Consider the following 24930-nt stretch of genomic DNA (forward strand, 5'->3'; position numbering starts at 1 on the left):
AAAACCTGTTGCTTTTTTTACCGCCGGATAATATAATATCTTTATCTTTTTTAATAAAATTACGATGGAACTGAGAGGAAACTGATATGGCAAAAAAACGTATTGTTATGGCGTTGGGACATAATGCTTTGGGAACAAATCTGCCTGAGCAAAAAGAAGCGGTTGGCAAAACTGCCAAGGTAATCGCTGATTTTATTGAAGCCGGCTGGCAGGTAGCAATCACTCACAGCAACGCGCCCCAGGTTGGCATGATCCACACCGCCATGAATGAGTTTGGCAAGCTGCATGATGGTTATACTTCCGCCCCCATGTCCGTATGTTCTGCCATGAGTCAGGGCTACATTGGTTATGACCTTCAGAACGGAATACGCGCGGAGCTGTTAAAAAGAGGAATTTACAAGTCAGTGGCAACGATTTTGACTCAGATGATGGTAAATCCTTATGATGAAGCATTTTACACCCCTATGAAGCCCATTGGCCGTTTTATGTCGGCAGAGGATGCAAAATCAGAGGAAGAAAAGGGAAATTATGTAGAGGAAGTTCCTGGCAAAGGCTTTCGAAGAGTCGTGGCTTCTCCAAAGCCTGTTTCCATTGTTGAGATCGATATCATTAAAGCCATTATGGATGCCGATCAGATCGTGATCGCATGCGGTGGTGGCGGTATCCCGGTCATGGAGCAGGGCTATGTATTAAAGGGAGCCAGCGCTGTCATTGAAAAGGACCGTGCAGCCGGGCTTCTTGCAAAGGAAATTGATGCCGATGTGCTTATGATCCTTACAAGCGTGGATCATGTGGATTTAAATTTTGGAAAAGAAAATGAAACTCCAATCAGTCAGATGAATTTAAAAGAGGCTTCTGATTACATTCAGGACGGTCAGTTTGAATCCTCTTCTATGCTTCCAAAGATTGAAGCTTCTGTTGATTTCATTGAACACGGAAGAAATAGAAAAGCGATTATTACTTCTTTAGAAATGGCTAAGGCAAGCCTTGAAGATAAGGGCGGCACCATTATTGCAGAATAATACTTATAAGATAGAATTAAAAATTTTGGCAGGGGTATGATACCATATCTCCTGCCTTTTTCTTATCCTCCCATTTCTACGGATATAATCACATTTTACGTTTTTTCTTTCACATTATTATCAAAAACGGTATACCCTCTATAGGTTCTTTGGTTTCTCCATGAAATTATGTCGAATAGGAATGCATCTGACTTCATATATTGAAACAAATATACTGACGGAGTTTATCGATATGAAGTTTCTAAAAAATCTAAAGATAACGGAAAAGATCCGGTCGATTCCTGTTTCTCCGGAAACGGGCATATGGTCTCTTAAGATTTTTCTCCTGTTTCTCTGTGCTTTTATGGCTGGCCGCATGGGCGCTATGTTTACCTCACATCAAAAAGCGGTTACAGCGGCCTCTGACGGAAACTGGGGTCTTAGCTTCCAACAGGAAGGCCAACCTCCCGTAGCCAATGCCACCATGGATTATTTAAAACAATTTGATTCCTATTACGCTCAGAAAACACCGGATAAAGTCTTATACCTTACCTTTGATGCCGGTTACGAAAACGGCAACACTCCTGCCATACTGGATGCGTTAAAGAAACACAATGCCCCAGCGACCTTTTTTGTGGTGGGAAACTACATAGAAACCGCACCTGATCTTGTAAAGCGTATGTTAGCAGAAGGCCACACGGTAGGAAACCACACCTACCATCATCCGGATATGTCTAAGATGTCTTCTAAGGATTCCTTTGAAAAAGAGCTAAAGGATTTAGAGACCTTATACGAAAAAACCACAGGACAGCCCATGAAGAAATATTACCGTCCGCCTCAGGGAAAATACAGCGAAGCCAATTTACAGATGGCAAAGGATATGGGATATAAGACCTTTTTCTGGAGTCTTGCCTATGTTGACTGGTATCAGGATAAACAGCCCTCAAAGGAGGAAGCCTTTAAAAAGCTTCTTGGCAGAATTCATCCCGGTGCCATCATCCTTCTTCACAGCACTTCCACTACCAACGCTCAGGTTCTTGACGAACTGCTGACCAAATATGAAGAAATGGGTTATAAGTTTAAATCTCTGGATCAGCTGGTGTCTGAGCAGTAATCATATCAAATGGATGCAAAACGGCCGCTTCTCTTAGGAATCGGCCGCTTTCTATGTACAGGAATCATATGGCATAGTCTCTTGTTATTTCGTTTTCCCTCATGATATGAGACAGTATGATTTTTTCATAATAGCTCCTGTCATTTCCTGTCACTCTTGGGCGTGGAAGTTCAATGTTTATATCCAGCCGGATATCATTATCTTCTATAATAATGACCCGGTCTGCCAGCTTCACTGCTTCACTTACGTCATGGGTTACGATAATTGCCGTAAATCCAAGCTCCTTCCACAAAGCTTCAATCAGGTCCTGCATCTCCAGTCTTGTTAAAGCGTCAAGAGCTCCTAATGGCTCGTCAAACAAAAGCACCTTGGGATGCCCGGCAAGGGCCCTGGCAAGGGATACCCTTTGTCTCTGACCTCCGCTTAGTACGTGAGGCCACTGCGTCTCCTTTTCTGACAGACCGACACGTTCCAGAGCCAGCTTTGCCAGATTTTCGTCATGCTTTGATGCCCCCAGGGTTACATTGTCAATGACTTTTTTCCAGGGAAGGAGTCTGGGTTCCTGAAAGACAAAGCGGATATTGCTGTCGACTCCTGTCTTTTTTACTCCGTTAATTTTTATTTCCCCTTCTGTTGGAGTTTCCAGTCCCTCCATCAGTCTTAAAAGAGTGCTTTTCCCACAGCCGCTTTTCCCTACGATTGCAATAAACTCACCTGGTTTTATGGTCAGATTGATGTCTTTTAGTATGGTGTTAACTCCGAATCTTTTCGTAAGGCTTTCAATCTTTATCTCATAACCCTCTTGTTTCGTTTCCATAGAATATCACTCCCTCCATCGAATTAATGTCCTTTCCAACCAGGTGGCTGCAAAATCTGACAGCTTTCCAAGAATTGCATAGAGTATAATTGCAAGTACGATTTTATCCATCTGCAAAAGTTCTCTGGCGGACATTGCCATATAGCCGATTCCTGCGTCTGTGGCTATCTGTTCGGAGGCAATTAAAAGCAGCCACATGGTTCCAAGAGAGAGCCTGAGTCCTACCAAAATGGAGGGAAGGGCACCTGGCAGGATAATTTCTGTAAAGATGCGGATTCTGCCCAGTCCATACACTGCCCCCATTTCCATTAGGCCTTTATCTATGCTTTTAATCCCATGGTAAGTATTGATATAAATGGGGAAAAACACGCCGAATGCAACCATGTACACCTTGACCCTTTCTCCGATTCCAAACCAGATAATCATCAAAGAGATTGCCGCCAGAACCGGTATGGTCCGAAGCATCTGTATGGACGTATTTAAGGTCAGATCCAGCAGCTTATTTAAGCCTGTCAGAAATGCCAAGGTCAGACCAATGAGGCCTCCAAGCAAAAGCCCTTTTGCCGCCCTTTCTGTGCTGACTGATAGATATTCTAACAGCTGGCCGCTTTTTATCATATCCCCTACACGGATGATAACTTTATCAGGGGAAGGCATTAAGGTATTATTCATACCTGGGCGAGTAGATAAATACCACAGGAGCAGAGCGAGTGCCGGTATGATCCATGGGATCCCTAACTTTAATATACTTCCTCTTTGTTTTACCACCATATCTGCATTCCGCCTTATTTTAGATTATTCAGAGCTTTTTCGTATATTGGATAAAAAGACTTATCATAAAAGGATGAAACATCTGCTTTTTTATCCAATACCTTTAGCTCATAAAAGGAATCCGCAACACTCTGTTCTGAAGAAACGACGTTATCATCAATCCCTATAAAATGATATAAATATCCTCTGTCCTTATAGGTCCTTTTTAGTAAGTCAAGTGATTCTTCATAGGTGCTTCCCGTAGGCTCTGCCTGTATTTTTGCCCATTCCTCCAAGTGAGTTTCTGCCCATTCATAGCCTTTTTGAACTCTGGCAAAATAATCGGCGATTGCTTCTGTTTTTTTCTCGTCTTTGAAAGCAGTATTGGATATTTCAAAAGGAAAATTACCGGAAAGGATATTGACCGCATCCCCTATTGTGACAGCTCCATTGGCTTTTGAAGCATTGATAGAATTTCCATAGCTGGCAAAGGCATCAATCTGACCTCCAATGAGTGCAGTCACTCCATCCGCTGTGGTTATTTCCACAGGATCGATATCACTCCAGGACAAACCTTCCTTTTTCAGCATTTCGTTTAAAAAGTAATGGGCCGTCGTATTTTTTATGTACCCTACTTTTTTCCCTTTTAGATCTGCAATTGAATTGATTCCTGATGTTTTTAACGCCACGACCTCCTGATTCTGAGGGCTGCTGCTGTTGATTAAAATGATCTTAAAATTGCCTCCTCCCTGTGCCTGGGAAGCAGCAATTGGAGGAATCTCACTGGTGCCGGTAAAATCAATCTGGTCCGACGCCAATGCCTCCAGACAGAGATTTCCGCCCTGGAATACAAAGTATTCCACATCGTAACCATCAAAATCATCAAGTCCCGCTGCCTTTAAAAGTGCTTCGTGAACCTTCCAGCCTGTAATTCCATAACGCAGATGAATCTTTTCCCCGGCTGCTGATTGATCCTTTGGCTGGGACTGAGACTGGGACTGAGACTGGGACTGAGACTGGGACTGTGACTGTGTCTGGGCTTCTTGCTTTGCCGGCTCCGTTTGTGCCTTAGGGCCTGATGCTGCTGCACAGCCAGTTAAAAATATTGCCATGGCTGCCGATATGATTGCGATTTTTTTCTTCATTCTCTTACTCCTCCTGATTGCGCGTCTCTATTATGTTTTTTTTAAGTATTTCTAAGACCTTAACATTCTCTTCATAAGTACCCACAGATACCCGTATGAACCCATCAAGGCCAAATTCAGAACCATTTCTTATAATAATGCCATTCTTTAGAAACAGGGCTTCTGCTTCCTCTCCCTTCATTCCTGCCTGAAACAATATAAAATTTCCATTGGAAGGTATGTATTTTAACCCCAGTCCTTCCAACTCGGAATAGTATAAATGGAGGCTTTTCCTGTTATTTTCTAAAACCCTTTGTTTAAAATCCTCATCCTCCAGGCTTACTATGGCAGCCTGCTGAGCAGTATAGCTGACATTTATGGGGTTTCTGATTTTATTGATTCTTTGAATCAGGGAACCACTTCCTATGCCATAGCCAATACGGAAGGAAGCCAGCCCGTATAGCTTTGAAAAGGTGCGGAGAAGTATTACATTCTCATGGGTTTTGATGATATCTATGGTATTGAAATACTCCTTCTCCACAAAATCAATGTAAGCCTCATCAAGAACGATCAAGATAGATTCTGGAACCTTTTCCACAAAGGAAAGTAACGATTCTTTGTCTAAAATGGTACCGGTGGGATTGTTGGGATTGCAGATCCAGATTACCTTTGTTTTATCAGTGATACTTCGTGTAACTGCTTCTAAGTCGATAGCAAATTCCGTTAAAGGTACTAGTACCGGGATTGCGTTCATCTGCAAGGTCACATTTAAGTACCAGCCAAAGGTGGGATATGGAATGATGGATTCTTCTCCCGCCTCCAGATATGCATGAGCGATGAGAGCGATTAGTTCAAAAGAGCCATTTCCAAATACCAGCTGTTCCGGTTCTACTTGATGAAGCTTACTTAGGGTTTCTCTCAGCTCCGTACAGTTGGGATCTGGATAATAAGACAGCTGGCTGTGCCGATCCTTTAAAAGGTCCGCCACCTTTAAGGAACAGCCTAACCGGTTTTCATTTCCCGCTAATTTAATAATTTCAGTCAGACCATATTCCCGTTTCACAGATTCTAAGGATTTAGCCGCCTGGTAAGGGGCGATTTTTTCTACTCCGCTTCTTTCCTTAACCATAGATTTCTTCCCCTTCCCTTCTGACTGATTTTACATAGGCATCGGCTTCAAATGCAGCATTTACGATGGCTTTCTCATCAGAATTACCTTCCAATAGTAAAAGGTCAGGAAAAACTTCATGGATTCTGTCAGAAATGATTTGCAGCTTAGCTTCTGCCTGTTCAGAGATTCCGATTTCTTCCAGGGTGAAAGCAACCTTAAGCTCCTGAAACTTTCTGACAATCCCTTCGATCTGGTCCTGGGGTTTCTTTTCCAGAATTGCCTGCATGATCAGTCCAAAGGCAACCAGCTCTCCATGAAGTGTATTCCGTGTTTCTTTTATGATTCTGGAGGAATGGTAAAAGGGATGGGCAAACCCGGAGAAAGCCTTATCCCCTACATAGCTTCCCACATTGCCTGCAAGAAAAAGTATGGCATCTACGGTTTTTACTGTTTTCTCATCAATGGATTTATCAATGGAAGCATCAATTACTTTTGCTGCGTCCTTCACAAGAAAGTCAAAGGCCAGCTTTGCACTATTAACGGAATTTAAATAAGAAAAGCTGTTTCCCTGATGCACGGCTGTCTCATACCATTTTGCAATCGTATCCACTACACCTGCTCTTAAATACCGGACAGGCGCCTTGGCCAGTATGTTGGTATCTGCCACAATCAGCTTTGGTGACTGCTTATTATGCCTGAAATGGTTGAAATTTCCCTCATCTGTATAAAGTACGGAAAGGGCTGCCCATGCTGCACAGGTGGCAGCAATCGTAGGTACGGATGCCACCGGCAGCGAAGAGAGATCACCGGCTGCTTTTACTGTGTCAATGACTCTTCCTCCTCCGACTGCAATCAGAATCTCTATGTCGTTCTCCCTTGCAAGGGCTGCAATTTCCTCTGCTTTTTGCAAGGTGGGATAGCCTTCAAACTGATACTCCATATAATGGATTCTTTCCACTCCAAGACTTTCGATTACATCATCTTCCGTAACCTTCCTTGCTGTCTTTGACCATATGATTAGTGTACGCTTTCCATATGGTTTCACCAAAGAACCCAATAATTTGATGGCTCCTGGCTCGCTTATGTAAATTTCTGGTGTTTTAATTTGCAGCATCACAGTCTCCTTTCGGTTTTTCTGTCAGATTGTATCCACCTAAATGGAATAATTGGGATCCAGGGAAATGATCCTGGATAAAAACTGTCTGGTCCGCTCCTCCCTGGGATTTGAAAAAATAGCTTCCGGAGTCCCCTCCTCAACCACAACCCCGCCATCCATAAATATGACTTTGTCAGCCACATCCTGGGCAAAGGACATCTCGTGGGTCACTACGATCATGGTTATTCCCTTTTCTGCCACCCGTTTGATGATGTCAAGTGTCTCACCCACAAGCTCAGGATCCAGGGCAGAGGTTGGTTCATCAAAGAGTATCACTTCAGGGTCTAAAACAAATGCCCTGGCAATTCCTACTCTCTGCTGCTGTCCGCCGGATAACTGTGCAGGATAATAATCGTATCGGTCGGATAATCCCACCCAGTTCAGTGCTTCTTCTGCCTGCTCTCTCGCCTTGGCCTTTGGTACACGTCTTGCTGTCACCAGGCCCTCCATCACATTTTCAATGGCCGTCTTATTGGCAAACAGATTGTAGTTTTGAAACACAAATGCGGTCTTCCTTCTTATATTTAAAATCTCCTTTTTCCCTGCCCTCTTTAAGTCCACCTCCGTATCACCAATGGTAAGTCTTCCGCTGTCTGCATTTTCAAGAAAATTGATACAGCGAAGCAGGGTAGTTTTGCCTGATCCGCTGGGGCCTAGTATAACCACCACCTGACCGTCTTCTACCTTTACCGATACGTCCTTAAGGACCAGATGCTTTCCAAACTCTTTTTTGATATTTTTCACTTCAATCATAAAGATTCCTCCTGAATTTACCGGTATACTTCTTTAACTTCTGGGCCAGACCTTCCACAACTGCCGTAAATGCCCAGTAAATCATTGCGGCAGCGGCATACCCTTCGAAAAATGCATAGGTTCTGGAGCTTGGTATTGTTGCACCCGCCACGATTTCCACAATGCCGATAGCCATAACAACGGAAGAAGCTTTAATCAGTCCTACCACATTGTTAATCAGCATGGGAATGGCCACTGGAATCATCTGGGGGATAATGATTCTTACTATCGTCTGGACCTTTGTAAGCCCCACGGAATCACCAGCCTCATTCTGCCCTTTATCAATGGAGAGAAGGGCTCCCCGGATTGCCTCTGATATGGAACAGACAGACGTCAGGCTTAAAGCAAATATTCCCACCCAGATGTTATTTACATCGGAAACCTCACTTTTAAGATGGAGAAAGGCTGCCAGGTCGTTAAATTTCAGCATAAATATCAGATTATAGATCATAAGAGCCACAACAATAGGAACTCCCTGATAAACAGTGACGAATAATGCCAATAGCGAGCCTATGACTGGTACTTTGTATACACGTACCAGTGCAATCAGAGTTCCCAGACTCAAACCGATCACCAATGGAATGAATACCAGTCTTAAGGTATTTGGCAGATAGATAAGACCATATATCAGACTTTCTTTAAAATGATCCAGGTTAAAATTCATCCGATTTCCTCTTTTCCATAGTTCATTTTATTGTTTAACCGAAAGAACACCAGCCTGACAGAAAGGCTAATAACAATATAGATAATTACCACTAACACATAAGCTTCCAGTACGTGCTTTGTGGCGGTGCCAATGGTCTTTGCTCTTCCCATGATATCAGTGACTCCAATCAGGAATACAAGGGAGGAATTTTGGAACAGACCCACCAGATCTGATCCAAAGGGAGGCAGAGCCGTCTTAACCATCTGAGGCAATACGATCCGGTAAAATGTCTGAAATTCCGTAAGTCCTGCGCTTAAGCCAGCTTCTGTCTGCCCATAGGGAATGGAGGTGATGGCACTGTAAAAAATAGCGGAAAGAAATGCCCCCTGATTGAGAATAAAGGTTACATAAGCAAAATTAACTGCCCCCCACTCCCGGTTTATCTTCGTTCCAAGAACAGGGTCTAAAAGTGCCGGGATCCCATAATACACCAGCATCAGCTGTACCAGCATGGGTGTTCCTCTCATAAAGGATACATAGACTTTGACCAATTGACTTAATCCCGGTATTTTCTTTATCTGAACCAGAACGATGACCATTCCAAGAAGAACTCCAAAAACAGTTGCATAGACCACAATGGAAAAGGTAACTGACAGGTACGGAAGAATCTTAGGAATATTTTCGTAAAACCGATCCCAGGCAAACAGTTTCCCCATATGAATTACTCACTTTCTGTATAATCTCCGCCGATGACATCCACGGATATCTTAGCAAGTGTTCCATTTTCTTTTAACTGCTTTAACGCTCCATCCACTGCCTCCTGTAATTTTGTATTATCCTTTGCAAACACAAAGTAAGTGGAGGATGTCTGAACCGGATCACCGGTTACTTTAATCGACGGGCTTCCCTTTTCATAGCTTTTATTTAATTTATCAACATCCCGGGCAGTCATAATGGTAGCGTCCCATACTCCGTTTAAAAGCCCGGTAATGGTCTCTTCATCTGTGGAATTATTTACATAATCAACTCTGATCGGATTATCCTTATGATCCTTATTATAGTTTTCCAATATGTAAGCGGAATTTGATCCGGAGGAACTCTTTACCTTTTTCCCTTTTAAGTCGTCAAGAGACTTTACATCATCCCGGTTTCCTGCTACGGTCAGATAGGTGACGTAGGTTGTGTATGGTTCCTTTCCAAAGAGATACTTTTCATCCCGTTCCTTGTTCCATTCATATTGATGCGCTCCGATATCAATCTTTCCTGCATCAAGAGAGATGAGCACATTGGCAAAATCAGAGGTCTTATATTCAAACTCATATTGGGGAAGTAATTCATCCACTGCTTTTAATACTTCGTATTCATACCCTGCTAAGTTTCCCTTATCGTCTAAGTAGCAATAAGGCTCGTAAGAGTTTCCCGTACCTACTACTACCTTCTCAGCTCCGCCTCCCGCTGAGGCTTCCTTTTTCCCGCAGCCGGCTAAAGTAACTCCCCCCAGAATCGTTAAAAAACCAGCAAAAACATATTGTCTCATTCTACTTTTCATAATCATTCTCCTAATTTCTATCTTACATTGGCAATGCCTCTCAGCGTCTGATGATGATCCACCCTATGAAAATACATCGTTATTTTATGCAGAGCCTCTTCAATGTCCCCCTCTACCTCAAAGGAGCTGATGGCTTTTTTATCCAGCTGCTTTAAAATGGGAGTTCCGGTCTTTTTACTAAGTACGCACCTGCAGTCGGCAATGGAATCCACTCTGGGATTGGCAGGACCGCTGCCATGACAGCCGCCTCCTTTGCATTCTCCCTTATCCGGGCAGGCAGAGACCGATCCTTCTAGAGCCGTTTCGAAAACCGTTCTTCGTTCCAGGAAACCAAACGCTCCATCATCGGATACTTCATAAATCAGGAATTCCGCTGCCGAGCCAAAGTTTAAATCAATGTTAGCCTGATCCGATGATGCGATTGCTATTTTATAGGACATGGCGTTCCCTCCTTTCACACTCACCGGTTAATTGAATCTGGTCTTTGCCACGGAATAGATGTCTTCAATCAGCTTCAGACCTCCGTCATAGCCCACATAGAAGCTATTCATAATAAGCCTTTCATTCACCGGCCATGAGACATTTAAAAAATGACCGTTGGTCTGTTTTGCCACCTCTTTTTCCCAATAGCCTCCAAGGATCAGGGGATAACCGTGGTAATCGTGGGATTTGATCTCATTGTGGATCTTAAATCCGTCAGTTTCAAAGCTGACACTAGCCTCTATTCCATAATTTAAATCTTTAAAATAGGAGCTTATTGCCTCCCTGTATTCTCTTGGAGTGTCATCCACTACAAATTGTTTTGCAGGGAACAGCCCTAAATCGTTGACCAGGAATTTGGTGATTCCCAGTGCATAATGTGCATCTGAGACAACGGTAAATTGTTTTGACATTACCCTGGTCTCCAGGAACAGATCGGCATAGCGCTCTATATAATAGTAGTAATAGGCTTCCTGCTCCTCAATGATGGCTTCCACCTTTTCCTTTGGCACACCCGCATACTCTCCTACTGTCCGAAGAAATTTGCTGGTTTCAAATGCGCCGATGGGAAGGGTTGGGTAATGAAGGAAGGGAATCTTTAATTTCTGCTCCATTTTTTTCATATTACCAAGACCTACCCATGGCGAAATGAGAAGATTAAATTCTGCCGCCGGGATCTTTTTTACACTGCTTAACCCTCTGTTGTAGCCAAAGATGATATTAGGAACCAATCCAAGTCTTTTTATGAGATCCTCCAGTGCCCGGAAATTCCCATGCCAGAATTCATTTTGATAAGGTACATCTGCCCATATATTTACAAGTCCCTTTACCCTTATATCAGAAGGCTCCAAAAGCTGATCAATAATGGAATCGATGACCTGCTCATGACCTTTGTAGTTATTCCCCTTAAATCCAGCGGTTGACGCATAGATTACCGGCTTTCTGGCATCCCGAAATCCCTCCACCACTTCCTCTGTGTTATCTCCTACAATTTCAGGGATACAGCCGGTCAGCACTACATACAGATCTGCATCAATGACCTCCAGAGAATGCCGGATGGTAGATTCCAGCTTTTTTACTCCACCAAACACCACGTCCTTTTCATTGATGCTGGTACAGGGGTAAATATTGGGAGAAAAATAGCCGGAGCTTCCAGAGGAGCTTGAAAGCTTCTGGGCACACCCTGGGCCGGAATGGAGAACAGGAATGGCACGGTCTATTGCCTGAACCGTCTGCATGGCGCTCATCGCACACTTGTAACGCTGCTTATCTAATATTTTTGCCATCAGCCAATCGCCTCCTCTAAGAAATTCCCCACCTCCTGCTGATACCACCAGTCGGTATAAGGAAGTTTTACTCTCTTTGCCAAATTTTGTTCAAAGCTTCTGTTTCTTATGGTATCAAGGACCGTATGAGCAAATTCCAGGGTGTGCTTGTAGCCAAATATCATATATTCATCCGCTACAAAGATCGCCGGAGTCCCCTGCTTAATGGCCCATACCGTAGAACCTGGATGTCTGGATAGATAAAGGTCGGGACGGTACTTATTTAAGATGTTCATCACCTCAAAATTCTGCTGGTCCGCCACACTGGTCTCAAAGTTAATATCATTGTCAAGAAGATAGCTCATGGCGGGAGGAACTTCACCATTTTCATATTTCTTGTCATAATGCCAGGCCAATGCCCAGACCACTTCGATTCCCAGTTCATTTAAGACTCTTGTCACTTCAAAGGTATAACCAGGGCCCATGCCAAGAACTGCTTTCAGACCTTTTAATTCCTTTTTCACTTCTTCGATCTGAGGAATATAGATGCTTCGTTGTTCTTCTATGTAGGCTTCTACCTCTGATGATTTTCCTGCAACCCTTCCGATTTCTCTGAGCCATGTCTCAAATCCAACAATTCCCAAAGGATTTATGGTTCGGATATAAGGAACTCCATAAGCTTCCTCCAGACCATTTCCAAGATAATTTCCCAGGGTACCGCAAATACAGGTAGTTGCTACGGATTCGGATAAGTGCTCAAGTTCTTCTATGGTGGCATTGGCATATAAAAATATGGGGTCCAGATCAAAGTTTTTGAAAATTTCTATGATTTCATTTCTGGCACTTTCATAAAAGTTTTTAAAATTGATGGTGTTCCTTTTTTTCTCTGGCGGCTTTACGATTCCGCTAAGCACGGCATGGTCTGAAATATCAAAGCCTGTGGCCCAGATTCTTGATTTAAAGCCTTCGCAGTGAACCGGAATCACGGGTACAGAAATCTGATCCTTTAATTCCTCCACAACACTGTCAATATCCTCACCGATAATTCCGGTCGCGCAGGAGCTGCTGACAAAGATAGCCTTTGGCTGATATCGTCTGTTCACCTCCAAAATAATATCCGAGAGTGCTTCTGTAGAGCCAAAAATGGTATCGTTCTCATCCATATCTGTCCCGATATAAACAGATTTATTGATGACCCCTCGTTTGGCTGCTACCTGGTTGGTCACGATATACTGAGAGCTTGCTGTTGCAGAACAGCCGGACGGTCCATGGTGAATGATGGCGATATCCCGGATTCCTCCCAGCTGGCCCAGTGCACAACCGGATAAGCAGGTACTGGACTGAGAAAAACACCGTCCGCATCCCTTTAAGCTGCCGCATTTGCTCTGACTGGCAAGGTCGTGTAAATCTCCTACATATCCAGTAATGGAGCCTAACCGGTTCTCTCTGGTCGCCAGATTCGAATTTGATAAATTGATTGCCATAATCTTCCTCCCTTTAGATTTTATAATCATCCCCGATATTCATCAGTCCGAACTCCAGAAGTATTTCCTCCAGCCGATCCTGTTCCATAGGGGTTGGAATGGAATAATCCTTATTGTCAATCACGGCCTGTGCAAGGCTTCTATATTCGTTAGCCTGACTGGAATCTGGTCTATATTCAATGACAGTTTTGCGGTTGATCTCCGCATGCTGAACAATATTGTCTCTGGGAACGAAGTAAAGAAGCTTTGTTCCAAGTTCTTTGGAAAAGGCCCGTAGGAGATCCAGCTCCCGGTCCACATTCCTGCTGTTGCAGATAATTCCGCCCAGCCTTACTCCTCCTGACTTCGCGTATCTTTTAATTCCTTTTGCTATGTTATTCGCTGCATATAGTGCCATCATCTCACCACTGGCTACGATATAGATTTCCTTTGCCTTCCCTTCCCGGATCGGCATCGCAAAGCCGCCGCAGACCACATCTCCAAGTACATCATAAAATACGTAATCCAGGTCCTCAGTATAAGCCCCCAGATTCTCTAAAAGTCCGATGGAGGTAATGATACCTCTTCCCGCACAGCCTACCCCTGGTTCCGGTCCCCCTGATTCCACACATCTGGTTCCTCCAAACCCTTCCTTTAAGATTCGTTCAAGCTTTACACCATCCCCTTCTTCCCTTAAGGTATCAAGAACCGTCTTCTGCGCCAATCCGCCTAAAAGCAGTCTTGTAGAATCTGCCTTTGGATCGCAGCCTACGACCATAACCTTTTTTCCAAGCTCCGATAATCCTGCAGTCAGATTCTGAGTGGTGGTGGATTTTCCGATGCCTCCTTTCCCATAAATAGCAATTTGTCTGATTTCTCCCATGGTTATAATACTCCTTCCTATCTTCTATAAATTGTCATACAAATCTTCGATTAATGTGAGACTTCCCCGGTAGCCTGCGTAGGCTCTGTTAAAAATCAGGCGGTCTTTGATTGGAAATGCAGCTACGATAAATTGCACTTCCTTTAAAGAGGTGATTTCCTCCTCATTGCTGCTTCCTATGACAAGGGTGATATCCTCCTCTTCCATAAGGACTTTATTGATCTCATACTGATCCGCAGTAAATACCACTTTAGGGGGCCTGGCATATTCCAGACTGGTGAGTTCAGCAATAATCCTCTCCTTATCCTCCTGTCTGAAAATCGGTTCCGTAATCACAACGAGAACCGGAGTAAAACTGTAATCGTTTGCCAGATATCTGGTGATTCCAACTGCAGTACTTGCATCTGCTGCCACTGCAAACCGTTTCCAGCTTAAGGTACCAATGGCCTGAGCCAGATAATGGTACACGTAATCGTCTTCTTCCTCTATGACCTCATTCAAAAGCCGGTCATCAATGTTTAATGCCTCACCCACCATGAATAAAAACCTCTTGGTATCACTGGCACCAATGGGAATTCCGGGATAACGAATGGAGGGAACTCCAAATTTTTCAGTAAACTTTCCTGCCGGACCCTTGAATATCCATGGATGGAGGATGATATTCAGTGCCGCTTCTGGAGCCGTTTTGATGGTCTCAATGGTCTGATGCTCCGTAAAAAATGTATTTACCTTAAGTCCCAGCTTTTTTAAGAGCCTTGAAATCTCTTCTAAATTACCGCTCCAGAAAGGGTCATGGTAAGGTATGATACCAAATAAATTGACCAGATTTTCCACCTTTTCTTTCGGCTCTTCCATGACCTGATCAATCATGGTGTTCCAGATGACCTCGTACCCTAAATTGCTGTCTCCGGCAAAACCAGGTGTATCAATGGGGTAGACTTTATGGCCTTTCTCCTTAAATTTATCCGTAATACTTACGATATCATCGCCGATAATGCCTGCCGTACAACCTGTAAGGACGAAAAATGCATCTGCATCCATGATATCAATGGCTCCCTGTATGGTGGTTTCCAGCTTTTTCGTTCCTCCAAACACCACTTCCCGTTCCAGCATATTGGTGGAAGGTATGGAAACGCTGCTGACAAAACAGGAATTCTTATTTCCTGACTGTCCCTGGTCAGATGCCGTTGACTGCATACAGCATCCAGGGCCTGCATGATAGATGGGGCATACCCGGTCAATGGCACCCAGCACAGAATTGATTCCGGCAAGCACACAGCCGCCCCTTGGATTTTCAACTACTTCAGACATTTCATTCACCTCCAATGATGTACTTAAATGCATCTTCCTGATACCAGCTATCCTTGTAAGGAAGCTTGATATGCTGAGACAGCTTAATGTTAAATCCCGGATTCTCCAGCTGATCCGCTATTTTATTCCCCAGGAACAAAAGCCCGTCATAGCCCATGGTAGGCCGTTTCATATCGAGAACATGAGTGGTTGGAATCCCAAGCTTAGCTGCCCACTCCGGCACTCCAATGAATACATCAGGTCTTAGCTTTTTCACCAGATTCACCTGTTCAAAGGGCTGCATATTTGCGATATCAATCACAAAGTCAGGGTGGATGGTATTTAAATATTCAATATCTGTCTGGGCGTCCTCATCGTAGGTAGGTGTTTCAAGTCCCACAAGCTCCATTCCAAAGTCATCGATGAGCGCTGCTGCCGCAAAGGAACGGCCGGTTCCTCCACAGATGAATACCCGTTTACCTTTCAGCCTGTTTTTAATGGATTCCACCAGCGGAAGTATCCGCTCATGCTCCCTTGCAATAATCTCCTCGGCTTCTTTTTCCTTTCCCACCACACCTGCAATTCCGCGAAACCAGATATCTGTATTGCGCACCCCAATGGGCATAACGGTATGGGAATAAGGAATGTCGTAATCTTCATATAAGGTCTTCATAAATTCATCGGCGAACACCTTACATATGGAAGTGGAAGCCTGAGCAGCCGGAATCTCCTTCATCTTTTCTAAGGAGCTGTAAAATGGAATATAATTCACCTTTAATCCAAGAAGGGATAACATACGTTCCATCTCCACCTGATCCGCATAGCTTATGGATACCGGTGCAAACAGGTTTACCAACCCCTCCTGCTTTTCTAACTTCTCCTGCTTTAATATGTATTTGTTAATGGAGATAAAGGCGGCATCAAACCCGGAGGCACAGATCTTTGATTTAAATCCCTCACAGTGTATGGGAATGATCAGAGCTTCCGTGTCTTTTTGAATTTCCTTTATGATGGCATCAATGTCGTCTCCTATAATTCCTGATGCACAGGAAGCAAATACAAAGATCAGCTTCGGCTGATACCTTTCTACGGCATCTTCCACTGCCTTTCTTAGCTTTTCCTCTCCACCGAATATTACATTGTTCTGATCCAGGTTTGAAACTATGATTCTTGGATTTTTAATATGCCTTACCCCTCTGTGGGCCTGCCCTACCCGGTATTGGTCCACAGCCATGGACGTACAGCCTACACAGCCCTGAGGAGAATGGGCGATAAAGACAGAATCCTCCAGAGACATTAAAGCTGCCATGCTGTTGATCTGCTGGCATTGAAGCCCCTGGGCAAAGCTTCGGTCTGCTTTCTTTAAGCAGCCCTTTTTATAATCCGATTCGGCATTGACTCCCGTGGTACCCAGGTCATTGTACCTCTTTGGCCTGCTTTCCCTGATTCCTGAATAAGTTTCACTCATAGTATTGATTCCTCTCCTATCTATCTTTCCACGAACAACTTCTGAACCTCCACAAAGGAAAGCAGTCTTTGTATGGACTCTTCTAAAAGTCCTGGCAGTTCATATGCATCAATGTGAAAGCGGTCCAATGCCGCTCTGGCTCCGCTGCCTATTTGACTGACCAAAACATAGTCACAATCCTTTAACCGATCTGCCAGCAAAAATAACTGATCCTCATCATGCTCCTGCCCCTGGCATACAGGTTCTGTTGTTCTGCTTTCTATATATTGGAAGGTCATAGTCTCGCTGTCCGCTTCTACAATATAAAACACACTGGCCTTCCCGAAATGCAGGTTCACTACCTTACCGTCTGATGACGCAATTCCTATTTTATATCTCATAATCTCCCCGCCTTTTTTTATCCATGAGAAAATGTATCACTGCCAGCTACTCTTCTTTGATAAATCATGTCTCCGTAATCTTTACCCCCAAGCATTCCGACTGCATCGGCACGGCAATGCTGGCAGTGGCGAAAAACATCAATGTGTTTTCCTGCTAGTGATCTGGCTTCGTCAATCTCTTTACAGCCAGGTGCTTTTTCACCAGAAAGATCCGACTGAGGTATTAGAGGAATGATATTATAAATACTGGCACCAGCCTCTTTCACGGCTCTGGCAATTTCTTCGATATGGTCTCCATTGATTTCTGGAACCAGAACGGAGTTTACCTTTACCGTAATGCCTGCATCCGCAATCTTTTTGATGCCCTCCAGCTGATTTTTAATTAAAATGGCGGCGCCTTCCGTGCCTATGTAAACTTTGCCGTGATATACGATAAAGCGGTTCAGCCTTGCTTCAATTTCAGGATCCACCGCATTGACTGTTACGGTCACGGATTCTACTCCCAGCTCAATGATTTCCTCCGCCCGTTCACTTAAAAGCAGCCCGTTGGTACTCATACACTTAATCAGCTGAGGATAATGCTCCTTGATTAGACGAAATGTATCAAGGGCATAATCCGTTGCCAGGGTATCCCCTGGACCTGCGATACCGGCAACTGTAATTTCCGGACACAGCTTTAAGGCTTTCTCTAACACCTCCAGTGCCTCTTCGGGAGAAAGCACTTTGGAGGTTACTCCGGGCCGCTCCTCATGGTCATTGATTTTCCGGTCACAGAATTTACAGGATATATTGCAGCCAGGGCTTACGGGAAGATGAATCCTGCCTGTGTTATTTCTGTTGCCCCCAAAACAGGGGTGAGAATTTTGAAGTTTAGAGTATGTGTTTGCCATAATATTCTCGCTTTCTTAAATTTAGATAACAAAAAAGACAACCTTTGCCTGATACGCACTTATGCTATATCAGAACCTCCGGTTGTCCAGTCAGTCCTTTAATCTGATTTTTTCAATTTTATCAATTTGCACGATTTTTCCATCCTGAATGGTAATAGTGATTGAACCATATTTAACATCTTCTGCCATCTCTCGAATCAGTCTGATGTATTCCGCTTCAGGTTGGGAAGCATTGGAATAGGATATTTGAATCACCTTCTCTCCTGTTAAGATTTAATCTTTCATTATCAGGTGGTTTCCTTTCATAATGCATGTGGATCTGTTTTTCTATGGCCTGAATCTCTCTCTGTATTATTGATAGAATATGATCAATCAATTTTATGTAATAAAAAACAGGTACCATATTAGTACCTGGCTGCTCCTAACAATTGGGATTCAGGCGGACTAATACAGATGAAAACAGACCGTAGTCATACACATGCACACAGCCTTACAATAACAGCAACCATTATCTTTGTTGACAGATGAAATTTGCTTTGTAAAATAGACTGTGTTTTTCATAGGTAAGGCGTCCTTTCTTAATTCCTATTATCTTTATATGTTAATATGTATGTAATTATAGTATCATATATTTCTGTTGTCAATATTTTTTTTCAATTATTTATGTTATTAAGTCTTGTCCTTTATTTGCAGTATTCAAAGGTGTATTGTCACAAAATAATAACCGCTGGAATCATATGGAGTGATCCAGCGGTTAATTTTATAAATAATATTTCATTTTTTACAGTCCTGATGCACGCAAAAGCGCATCATCAATACTGCAGACAAAATTCTCTCTTCCTATTAAATCTGCAAAACCAGCCTTCTCCATAATGGACATTGGCTGCTGGTTTACGTGGGAAAGAACCAGAACTACATTTTTCTTTTTTAAATTCTCGTAAAGCTTATGAAGACTTTTTAATGCCGTAGAGTCCATGGCCGGAACACTTCGCATTCTTAAGATCAGCACTCGCTTTCCGTCTTCTAACACTACCTTTGATATCTTATCAGCCGCTCCAAAGAACATGGGGCCATTGATTTCAAACACGGATACGTGTCTTGGTACAGGCTTTAAATCCGCCTGATCACCACCTGCGATCTCCTTTTCATCCTCCAGATACCGCCAGCCGCTTACCTCTGCCACATCTGCCATCCGTTTCATGAACAGCAGGGAGGCAATTACCAGCCCTACACCAATGGCAGTTACAAGATCAAATGCCACAGTCAGAATAAAGGTAACTAAGAGTACTGACCAGTCACTTTTAGGAGCTGTCTTAAGAATAGAAAGAAACTCTCTCCATTCACTCATATTATAAGCCACCATAAAAAGTATGGCTGCAATGGCAGGCATGGGAATAAGAGCGGCAAAAGGCATAAGGAAAACGAGAACCAGTAAAAGAAGTCCTGCATGTACCATACCTGACACCGGAGTCCGGCCTCCATTCTTAATGTTGGCGGCAGTCCGCGCAATGGCTCCGGTCGCCGGAATTCCTCCAAATAATGCGGAACAGGTGTTACCGACTCCCTGGGCAACAAGCTCCATATTGGAATTATGCCTGCCTCCTGTCATTCCATCAGCCACCACACAGGAGAGTAGGGACTCTACGGCTGCTAGAACTGCAATGGTCAGGGCATCAGGCAGAACCTTTCCCATCAATTCAAAGGAAAAAACAGGTGCATGAAATGCCGGAAGGCTTGGTGATATGGTATAAAGGTCTCCGATGGTATTGACCGGAAGCTCAAAGAACTTTACAAAAAATGCGGTCACTACGACTGCAATGAGGGAAGCCGGAACCTTTTTCACAAATTTGGGCCAGACCACAAGAATTCCCAGGGCTAAGACTCCAACAAGAAATGTCATGGGATTAAAGGTGTTAAAGCACAAAACCACCTGCTTTAGCTTTCCCATGGTCTCCACTGGTGCCTCCATAAAGGTCAGTCCAAGAAAATCTTTGATCTGACCAATTAATATGGTGACTGCGATACCAGTGGTAAATCCAGTGGTTATGGTAAAAGGAATAAAGCGGATGAGGCTTCCTAAGCGGAGCACTCCCATAAGAACCAGAATGATACCTGCCATCACGGTAGCCAGTGCAAGGCCATCCATACCGTTCTTTATCACAATGCCTGCAACAATAGAAGCAAATGCTGCTGTAGGACCTGCGATCTGTACCTTACTGCCTCCTAAAAAGGAAATGACAAAACCAGCCACAATCGCTGTATAAAGTCCCTGTTCCGGAGTCACTCCAGAAGCAAGGGCAAGAGCTATGGAAAGAGGAAGTGCAATAATAGCAACAATAATTCCCGATATAAAGTCCTTAACAAACTGCTCTTTTGTGTAATGCTTCATTGATAAAAAAAACTGGGGTACCATATCTTTCATGCTTTCTTATCCTTTGTATATTTTATATTTTAACAAACATTTTAAAATATAGTTCTGTTAAGGGAAGAATGCAAGCTATTTTTGAATGTTTCTCAATTAGTACAAGAATAATGCGGAAAAACGGCTATGTAAGGGACATTGGAAGGGAGATTTCATCGTTGCAATCAAAATATTGGAACCATTCCTCATAGTTAAGCCTTCCTGATTTCAGCTCCTCTGCCATTAAGAGCAGATTGACGGAATTGACTGCCGCTCCGCAGATTCCTGACCTCATGGAAATAAGTTCAATCCGGTCTTTAAAGCCTCCGGTGAAGGAACCTGAGATAAATGCAAACCGGAAATGAGCCACAGACTCGTCAAAGACCTTCCACCACTGGTTTGGATTTAAACGAACAGCCCGCTCCTTATTTTCCTCAATATACCGATAGATCTCATCCGCCTGCTTGATTGGAAGAGAGTATCCTTTTCCATATGCTTTATTATCAATGATCAGCCCATGGGCTCCGTGGTACACACACACATCAGGCTTTCTGGTATCCCCAAGTCTTGCGCCCATGAACCCAAGTTCGGCTGTAAAAAGCTCCGCTGTCTTCATCTCATAATCACGGTCTGAGCTTCCGTCAAAGCCAAGATCCACTAAAATCAAATATCTGTGGTCCACATGAGTCAAATGAGTTCTTAGATAATCTTTAAAAACAGAGACTTCTGATTTAACAGGCGAGGCAAATTCTCCATCTTCCGGAAGCTCTAAGCCCACAATCTCCTCCATGATCCGGTAGGTATCTCCTGATTTTTTCACCTGGAGGCCGATGTTTTCAAAGCTTCTGATATCATCAAGTATGGTTTCTGTTTCTTCTTCAAGCCCTTTGCTCTCTAAATACTCCTTAATCTGTACAGGGGAACGGTAGCTGCCTTCCAAGTATTTTATAATATAGGTCCTTCTGTTTCTTAAGTAGTCCCGGTCAGCCACTTTAGTCGCAAGCATGTCCCACATGACCCGCTTGGGAATCCTGGCAAATCTGGATACTCCTGTTATGTGCTTTATTACCGTTCTTCCTTTTAGTGTAAGCTTATAAGACTGAGGTATCATCGCCGATGAGCTCTTTTTCCCGGTACCTGTGGTCACTTCCTTTGCAACCTTGCTGATCCAGCCCATCTGTATGAGCCAGCTGCAAATGGTGCGGACGTACTTATCACTGGTACCTTCTGTATCCTGTAAAAGCTTTGTCCTCTCCTCTTTTGTTTCTGCTTCCAAAAGTCCTTCTAATATCATGTACTGAGGGATAGAAGTAAAACCAGCTTCCCCGATAAAGCCAAGTCTTGCACCTATTTCAAATTTCGTCAGATGTTCTTCTTCCCCTAATAAGGACATAACTCTGCAAACTGGAGGATAAGATAAAAATGCTGTTTTAAGGACTTCTGCCTCTTCTTCGCTTCCTTCCAAAGCCAATGCATACTGATGACCCAGTTCTGTAATGGAACAAGCATCCTGTGTTCTGCTGTAGGAAAGAAATCCCACACTGACAGCCCATCTTAAAAAGGAATCTGCAGGCCAGTCGCTTTGGTATTCCTTACGCTGCCCTGGAAGCACGGCCTGTATGATGCCGGAACAGGGTGCATTGCTTCTTGTATAACCGACAGGGGTTCCCTTTCCCTTCAGATGGGTATATGGAATACATATTATCTCCTCAGAAAGCTCACGGATAAAATCATCCCTTCCATCCTTTTCGGAGATAAGTCTTGGGATTTTATCCGTACAAAGAAGCCGGTTGATTCTGGATCCCGGCACAAATACGGATACCACATTCTTTAAATTTCCCAGGGTATAAGCCTCCTGTACCCAGCCAAATGTTCTGTCTGCCACTGTTATTTCCTCTTCGTTTTTTCTTAAAGTATAGCATAGCCCAATGTGATGCGCAAAGCGTTTTGGTTTGTTTCAGGGAGTGATTCTGTGATATAATGCAGATTGCCCAAAGAAAACAGCAGGAAAGGAACAAAAGAACATGGGAAAGTTACAGCTTATGATATTGTTTTTTCTTATTACATCCCTTTTTCTCCACGTGAAAAATTTCAAAAAGGACAGAAGCTATATTAAAAGTTTATTTGCCGGAAAAGAAGGAAGTGAAAAAAGAATCCGATATCTTGATTACATACGGTTACTTGCTACGCTCCTTGTGATACTGGTTCATTGTGTGGATTCTTCCACCGCAGAGATGGAAAGGGAAGGAAGCGGCTATTTGGCTATACAGGCGGTCATTTCAATTCTCCTTGTATGCAATACCCTGTTTATCATGAATAGCGGCGCCTTGATTTTAAACAGAACAGAGGGCTCCTTATTGCAATTTTATTACAAGCGTTTTACCCAGGTGGCTATCCCTTTTGTCTGCTACTATTTCATCTACATACTGTTATCTACCCGGTATTTTAACTCCGGATTATTTAGTGGCCTTATAATGGCTTTAAAGGATATGGCTGCTGGCCCCATAGACTGGGCGCCTCACCTTTGGGTCATATATGTGATTTTATCCCTGTATCTCCTGGCACCGTTTTTTTCTATTCTATTAAAGAACTTATCCGACGGCTTGCTTCATGGGCTTGCTGCAATCATTCTTCTCATGGGCTGTGTGTCCCTTTATCTGCCTGTCTTTGGCCTGCCTATTGACTTATCTCTAATGATAAGCCCCTGGCTGGGGGTGTTTTTACTGGGATATTATTTTGCACACCCGGCTTCCTTGCCGAAAAGGCATCAATTCTATGTGCTTTCAGCAGTCTCACTGGCAGGTACGGTTCTGGTGACTTTCATTCGCTCGGACTATGAAGCCATCCTACAGGCAGATGGGGCTCCCATGATGACACTATTAGGCGGCTCCATCTTTCTGCTGCTCCGTTCCCTGGAAAACAAACTTCCGTCTCCAGGGCGGATTATGAAATTCTTAATTCGATACAGCTATTCCATATTGATGGTACACTGGGCAGTGCTCTATGTGGTCCGGGATCATATTGGCATTACGGATAATATTCCTCTTGCCTTTCTCCTGGTCCTCTCTCTGTCTGCTGTTTCTGCCTTTGTTTATGACCAGACCGTTGTCTTTCTCGTTCAAAGACTTTTTAAAAGGACTTAATCCACATCCTCCTCTAAGGCTTGTGTCTGGGCTGCTATCGGCCTAACAGTGATTCCATTGATTTCCACATGCTCACTGATGCCAATTACAATACAGGGACGGCCATCGATCATGCGGTTTTCCACCAAATGAGTCTTGTCGGGAGCAACCTTAATGCTCACATCCGTTGTCTTAATCTCAAAGCTTTTGGTGTTGACCACGTTGGAAGCAATAAAACCAGGATTCTTTTTTTCTTCGTCGGCTTCAAACCTCTGGTCGAATTCCAAAAGCTTTTCTTCGCTGGCTCCATTGGTCTCCAAAAGCCGTTTCATCTGATACTTGTCCAAAGTAAAGGGAACTGGTTCGTCCTTTGTCTCCTCTAACATCTCATTCAGACTTTCATGAATGTTCTTTACGGTCTCAAAATCACAATTTTCTCCCAGAGTCTCCTCTACGATTGCCTGAAATGTCTCCTTCTGGCTCTTGGCTGACATTGGTATGAAGCAGCCCAAAAGCTCGTCAATGAGCCGTTCCGGCATCTGCTCCGGGTTTTTGGAATAATAAAGCAGTCCATGAATGTCCGTATTCCGGTCTGTAAATGCCGGGAAGATAAAGCCTGTATCCGGTGCCTCCACAATCCAGTCCCTGCTTCTGTTCTCAATTACATTGGTTTCTGAATTATAGCAAAGACCTGCTTTTGAAAGCTTCACCGGACATACGGCGCACTGTATGAACTCATAGACAAAGTCAGAAGCATCATACATCTCCAGGCCATCAGAGGATTTTGCCGGAATATCATAAGCACAGTGAATCAAGATTATGTAGTAATTTTCGCCGTAATCATAGCTTGCAATGAGCTTATCATAAAATTCCTCAATCAGTGCGTCATCCTTTAGCTGGCTGTCCCTCAGCTTTAACAGAAAGTTCTGAGTTCCTCCCTCCTCTTCTGTTGACAGAGGAAACTCCATATTTACCAGATTCTTTCCTATAGACCCAGACAGACCGCTCCTAAAAATAGTAAAATACTTAAAAGCCTCCTCCTCTGGAAGGGATAGGAACGCTTCTTTAAGCTCAGTCCTTTTATTTTTTTCTGCATCCACATAGCAGCCGCAGATTCTGCTGATGGCACAATTGGCTGGGGTATAAAGCTTTTTTATTTCATTGGTCTCTTTTTTATTCATGTCCTTGTTTCTCCTATCTGTGGCCTTAAGCCATTTGCCTTAACCCC

The 24930-nt window shown here is 43.6% G+C and carries 24 protein-coding genes; 3 read left to right on the forward strand and 21 right to left on the reverse strand.

The genetic code is table 11. The features are described from left to right. The first annotated feature begins 86 nt into the window (after positions 1-86). Positions 87-1022: a carbamate kinase gene (gene arcC, locus T546_RS0106550; protein WP_026890933.1), complete on the forward strand. Its 936-nt coding sequence runs from the start codon at positions 87-89 to the stop codon at positions 1020-1022. A 343-nt stretch (positions 1023-1365) separates the two neighbouring features. Then, positions 1366-2115 carry a delta-lactam-biosynthetic de-N-acetylase gene (gene pdaA, locus T546_RS0106555; RefSeq protein ID WP_242842193.1) on the forward strand — a complete coding sequence of 250 codons (750 nt, stop codon included), beginning with the start codon at positions 1366-1368 and terminating at the stop codon, positions 2113-2115. A gap of 64 nt (positions 2116-2179) precedes the next feature. Here pdaA and T546_RS0106560 read toward each other — a convergent pair whose 3' ends face one another. The 20 genes from T546_RS0106560 to T546_RS22955 all read right to left on the reverse strand — a co-directional run bounded on the left by T546_RS0106560 (position 2180) and on the right by T546_RS22955 (position 22465). After that, a complete protein-coding gene (locus T546_RS0106560) occupies positions 2180-2932 on the reverse strand; it encodes an ABC transporter ATP-binding protein (protein WP_026890935.1) in 753 nt (250 codons plus the stop codon). Positions 2933-2938: 6 nt separating this feature from the next. After that, complete coding sequence (locus T546_RS0106565; protein ID WP_034598062.1) at positions 2939-3703, reverse strand: ABC transporter permease subunit; 765 nt, start codon at positions 3701-3703, stop codon at positions 2939-2941. Between the two features lie 14 nt (positions 3704-3717). Then, positions 3718-4827, reverse strand: coding sequence for an aliphatic sulfonate ABC transporter substrate-binding protein (locus T546_RS22940; protein WP_051629634.1), 1110 nt, complete (start codon positions 4825-4827; stop codon positions 3718-3720). A gap of 4 nt (positions 4828-4831) precedes the next feature. Next, positions 4832-5935, reverse strand: coding sequence for a histidinol-phosphate transaminase (gene hisC / locus T546_RS0106575; RefSeq protein WP_034598064.1), 1104 nt, complete (start codon positions 5933-5935; stop codon positions 4832-4834). Beyond that, on the reverse strand, positions 5928-7031 hold the full coding sequence (locus tag T546_RS22945) for an iron-containing alcohol dehydrogenase family protein (protein ID WP_051629635.1): 1104 nt from the start codon (positions 7029-7031) through the stop codon (positions 5928-5930). Before T546_RS22945 ends, hisC begins: the two co-directional genes overlap by 8 nt. A 39-nt stretch (positions 7032-7070) precedes the next feature. Continuing rightward, a complete protein-coding gene (locus tag T546_RS0106585) occupies positions 7071-7826 on the reverse strand; it encodes an amino acid ABC transporter ATP-binding protein (RefSeq protein ID WP_026890938.1) in 756 nt (251 codons plus the stop codon). Further along, complete coding sequence (locus T546_RS0106590; RefSeq protein WP_026890939.1) at positions 7819-8529, reverse strand: amino acid ABC transporter permease; 711 nt, start codon at positions 8527-8529, stop codon at positions 7819-7821. Before T546_RS0106590 ends, T546_RS0106585 begins: the two co-directional genes overlap by 8 nt. After that, the gene (locus T546_RS0106595) at positions 8526-9227 is read right to left on the reverse strand and encodes an amino acid ABC transporter permease (RefSeq protein ID WP_026890940.1); all 702 of its coding nucleotides are present in this window, start codon (positions 9225-9227) and stop codon (positions 8526-8528) included. Before T546_RS0106595 ends, T546_RS0106590 begins: the two co-directional genes overlap by 4 nt. Before the next feature lie 5 nt (positions 9228-9232). Then, positions 9233-10060, reverse strand: a complete 828-nt coding sequence (locus T546_RS0106600) for a transporter substrate-binding domain-containing protein (protein WP_026890941.1) — start codon at positions 10058-10060, stop codon at positions 9233-9235. Between the two features lie 17 nt (positions 10061-10077). Further along, the gene (locus tag T546_RS22950) at positions 10078-10500 is read right to left on the reverse strand and encodes a NifB/NifX family molybdenum-iron cluster-binding protein (protein ID WP_034598066.1); all 423 of its coding nucleotides are present in this window, start codon (positions 10498-10500) and stop codon (positions 10078-10080) included. Between the two features lie 27 nt (positions 10501-10527). Further along, positions 10528-11826 (reverse strand): nitrogenase component 1, encoded by a 1299-nt coding sequence (locus tag T546_RS0106610; protein ID WP_026890942.1) that lies wholly within the window; start codon positions 11824-11826, stop codon positions 10528-10530. Continuing rightward, positions 11826-13289, reverse strand: coding sequence for a nitrogenase component 1 (locus tag T546_RS0106615; RefSeq protein WP_026890943.1), 1464 nt, complete (start codon positions 13287-13289; stop codon positions 11826-11828). Before T546_RS0106615 ends, T546_RS0106610 begins: the two co-directional genes overlap by 1 nt. 13 nt (positions 13290-13302) lie before the next feature. Continuing rightward, positions 13303-14142: a nitrogenase iron protein gene (gene nifH / locus T546_RS0106620; RefSeq protein ID WP_334291586.1), complete on the reverse strand. Its 840-nt coding sequence runs from the start codon at positions 14140-14142 to the stop codon at positions 13303-13305. A gap of 33 nt (positions 14143-14175) precedes the next feature. After that, on the reverse strand, positions 14176-15462 hold the full coding sequence (locus tag T546_RS0106625) for a nitrogenase component 1 (RefSeq protein WP_026890945.1): 1287 nt from the start codon (positions 15460-15462) through the stop codon (positions 14176-14178). A 1-nt stretch (position 15463) separates the two neighbouring features. After that, positions 15464-16909 (reverse strand): nitrogenase component 1, encoded by a 1446-nt coding sequence (locus T546_RS0106630; RefSeq protein WP_026890946.1) that lies wholly within the window; start codon positions 16907-16909, stop codon positions 15464-15466. Between the two features lie 20 nt (positions 16910-16929). After that, a complete protein-coding gene (locus T546_RS0106635; protein WP_026890947.1) occupies positions 16930-17289 on the reverse strand; it encodes a NifB/NifX family molybdenum-iron cluster-binding protein in 360 nt (119 codons plus the stop codon). 17 nt (positions 17290-17306) lie between these two features. Beyond that, positions 17307-18179 (reverse strand): radical SAM protein, encoded by an 873-nt coding sequence (locus T546_RS0106640; RefSeq protein WP_026890948.1) that lies wholly within the window; start codon positions 18177-18179, stop codon positions 17307-17309. Between the two features lie 90 nt (positions 18180-18269). Beyond that, on the reverse strand, positions 18270-18434 hold the full coding sequence (locus tag T546_RS25875; RefSeq protein WP_330371881.1) for a YezD family protein: 165 nt from the start codon (positions 18432-18434) through the stop codon (positions 18270-18272). A 526-nt stretch (positions 18435-18960) separates the two neighbouring features. Beyond that, positions 18961-20601 (reverse strand): SulP family inorganic anion transporter, encoded by a 1641-nt coding sequence (locus T546_RS0106650; RefSeq protein ID WP_026890949.1) that lies wholly within the window; start codon positions 20599-20601, stop codon positions 18961-18963. A 124-nt stretch (positions 20602-20725) separates the two neighbouring features. Beyond that, complete coding sequence (locus T546_RS22955) at positions 20726-22465, reverse strand: restriction endonuclease FokI C-terminal domain-containing protein (protein ID WP_034598069.1); 1740 nt, start codon at positions 22463-22465, stop codon at positions 20726-20728. Between the two features lie 139 nt (positions 22466-22604). Here T546_RS22955 and T546_RS0106660 point away from each other — a divergent pair, with 139 nt between their 5' ends. Then, positions 22605-23723: an acyltransferase gene (locus T546_RS0106660; protein WP_026890950.1), complete on the forward strand. Its 1119-nt coding sequence runs from the start codon at positions 22605-22607 to the stop codon at positions 23721-23723. Here the strand turns inward: T546_RS0106660 and T546_RS0106665 are convergent. Continuing rightward, entirely contained in the window at positions 23720-24883 is a 1164-nt protein-coding gene (locus T546_RS0106665) for a DUF4317 domain-containing protein (RefSeq protein ID WP_026890951.1), read from the reverse strand. The genes T546_RS0106660 and T546_RS0106665 overlap by 4 nt on opposite strands. Between the last annotated feature and the right edge of the window lie 47 nt (positions 24884-24930).

Origin of the sequence: [Clostridium] aerotolerans DSM 5434 (assembly GCF_000687555.1) — a bacterium.
Classification (GTDB): Bacteria; Bacillota; Clostridia; order Lachnospirales; family Lachnospiraceae; genus Lacrimispora; species Lacrimispora aerotolerans.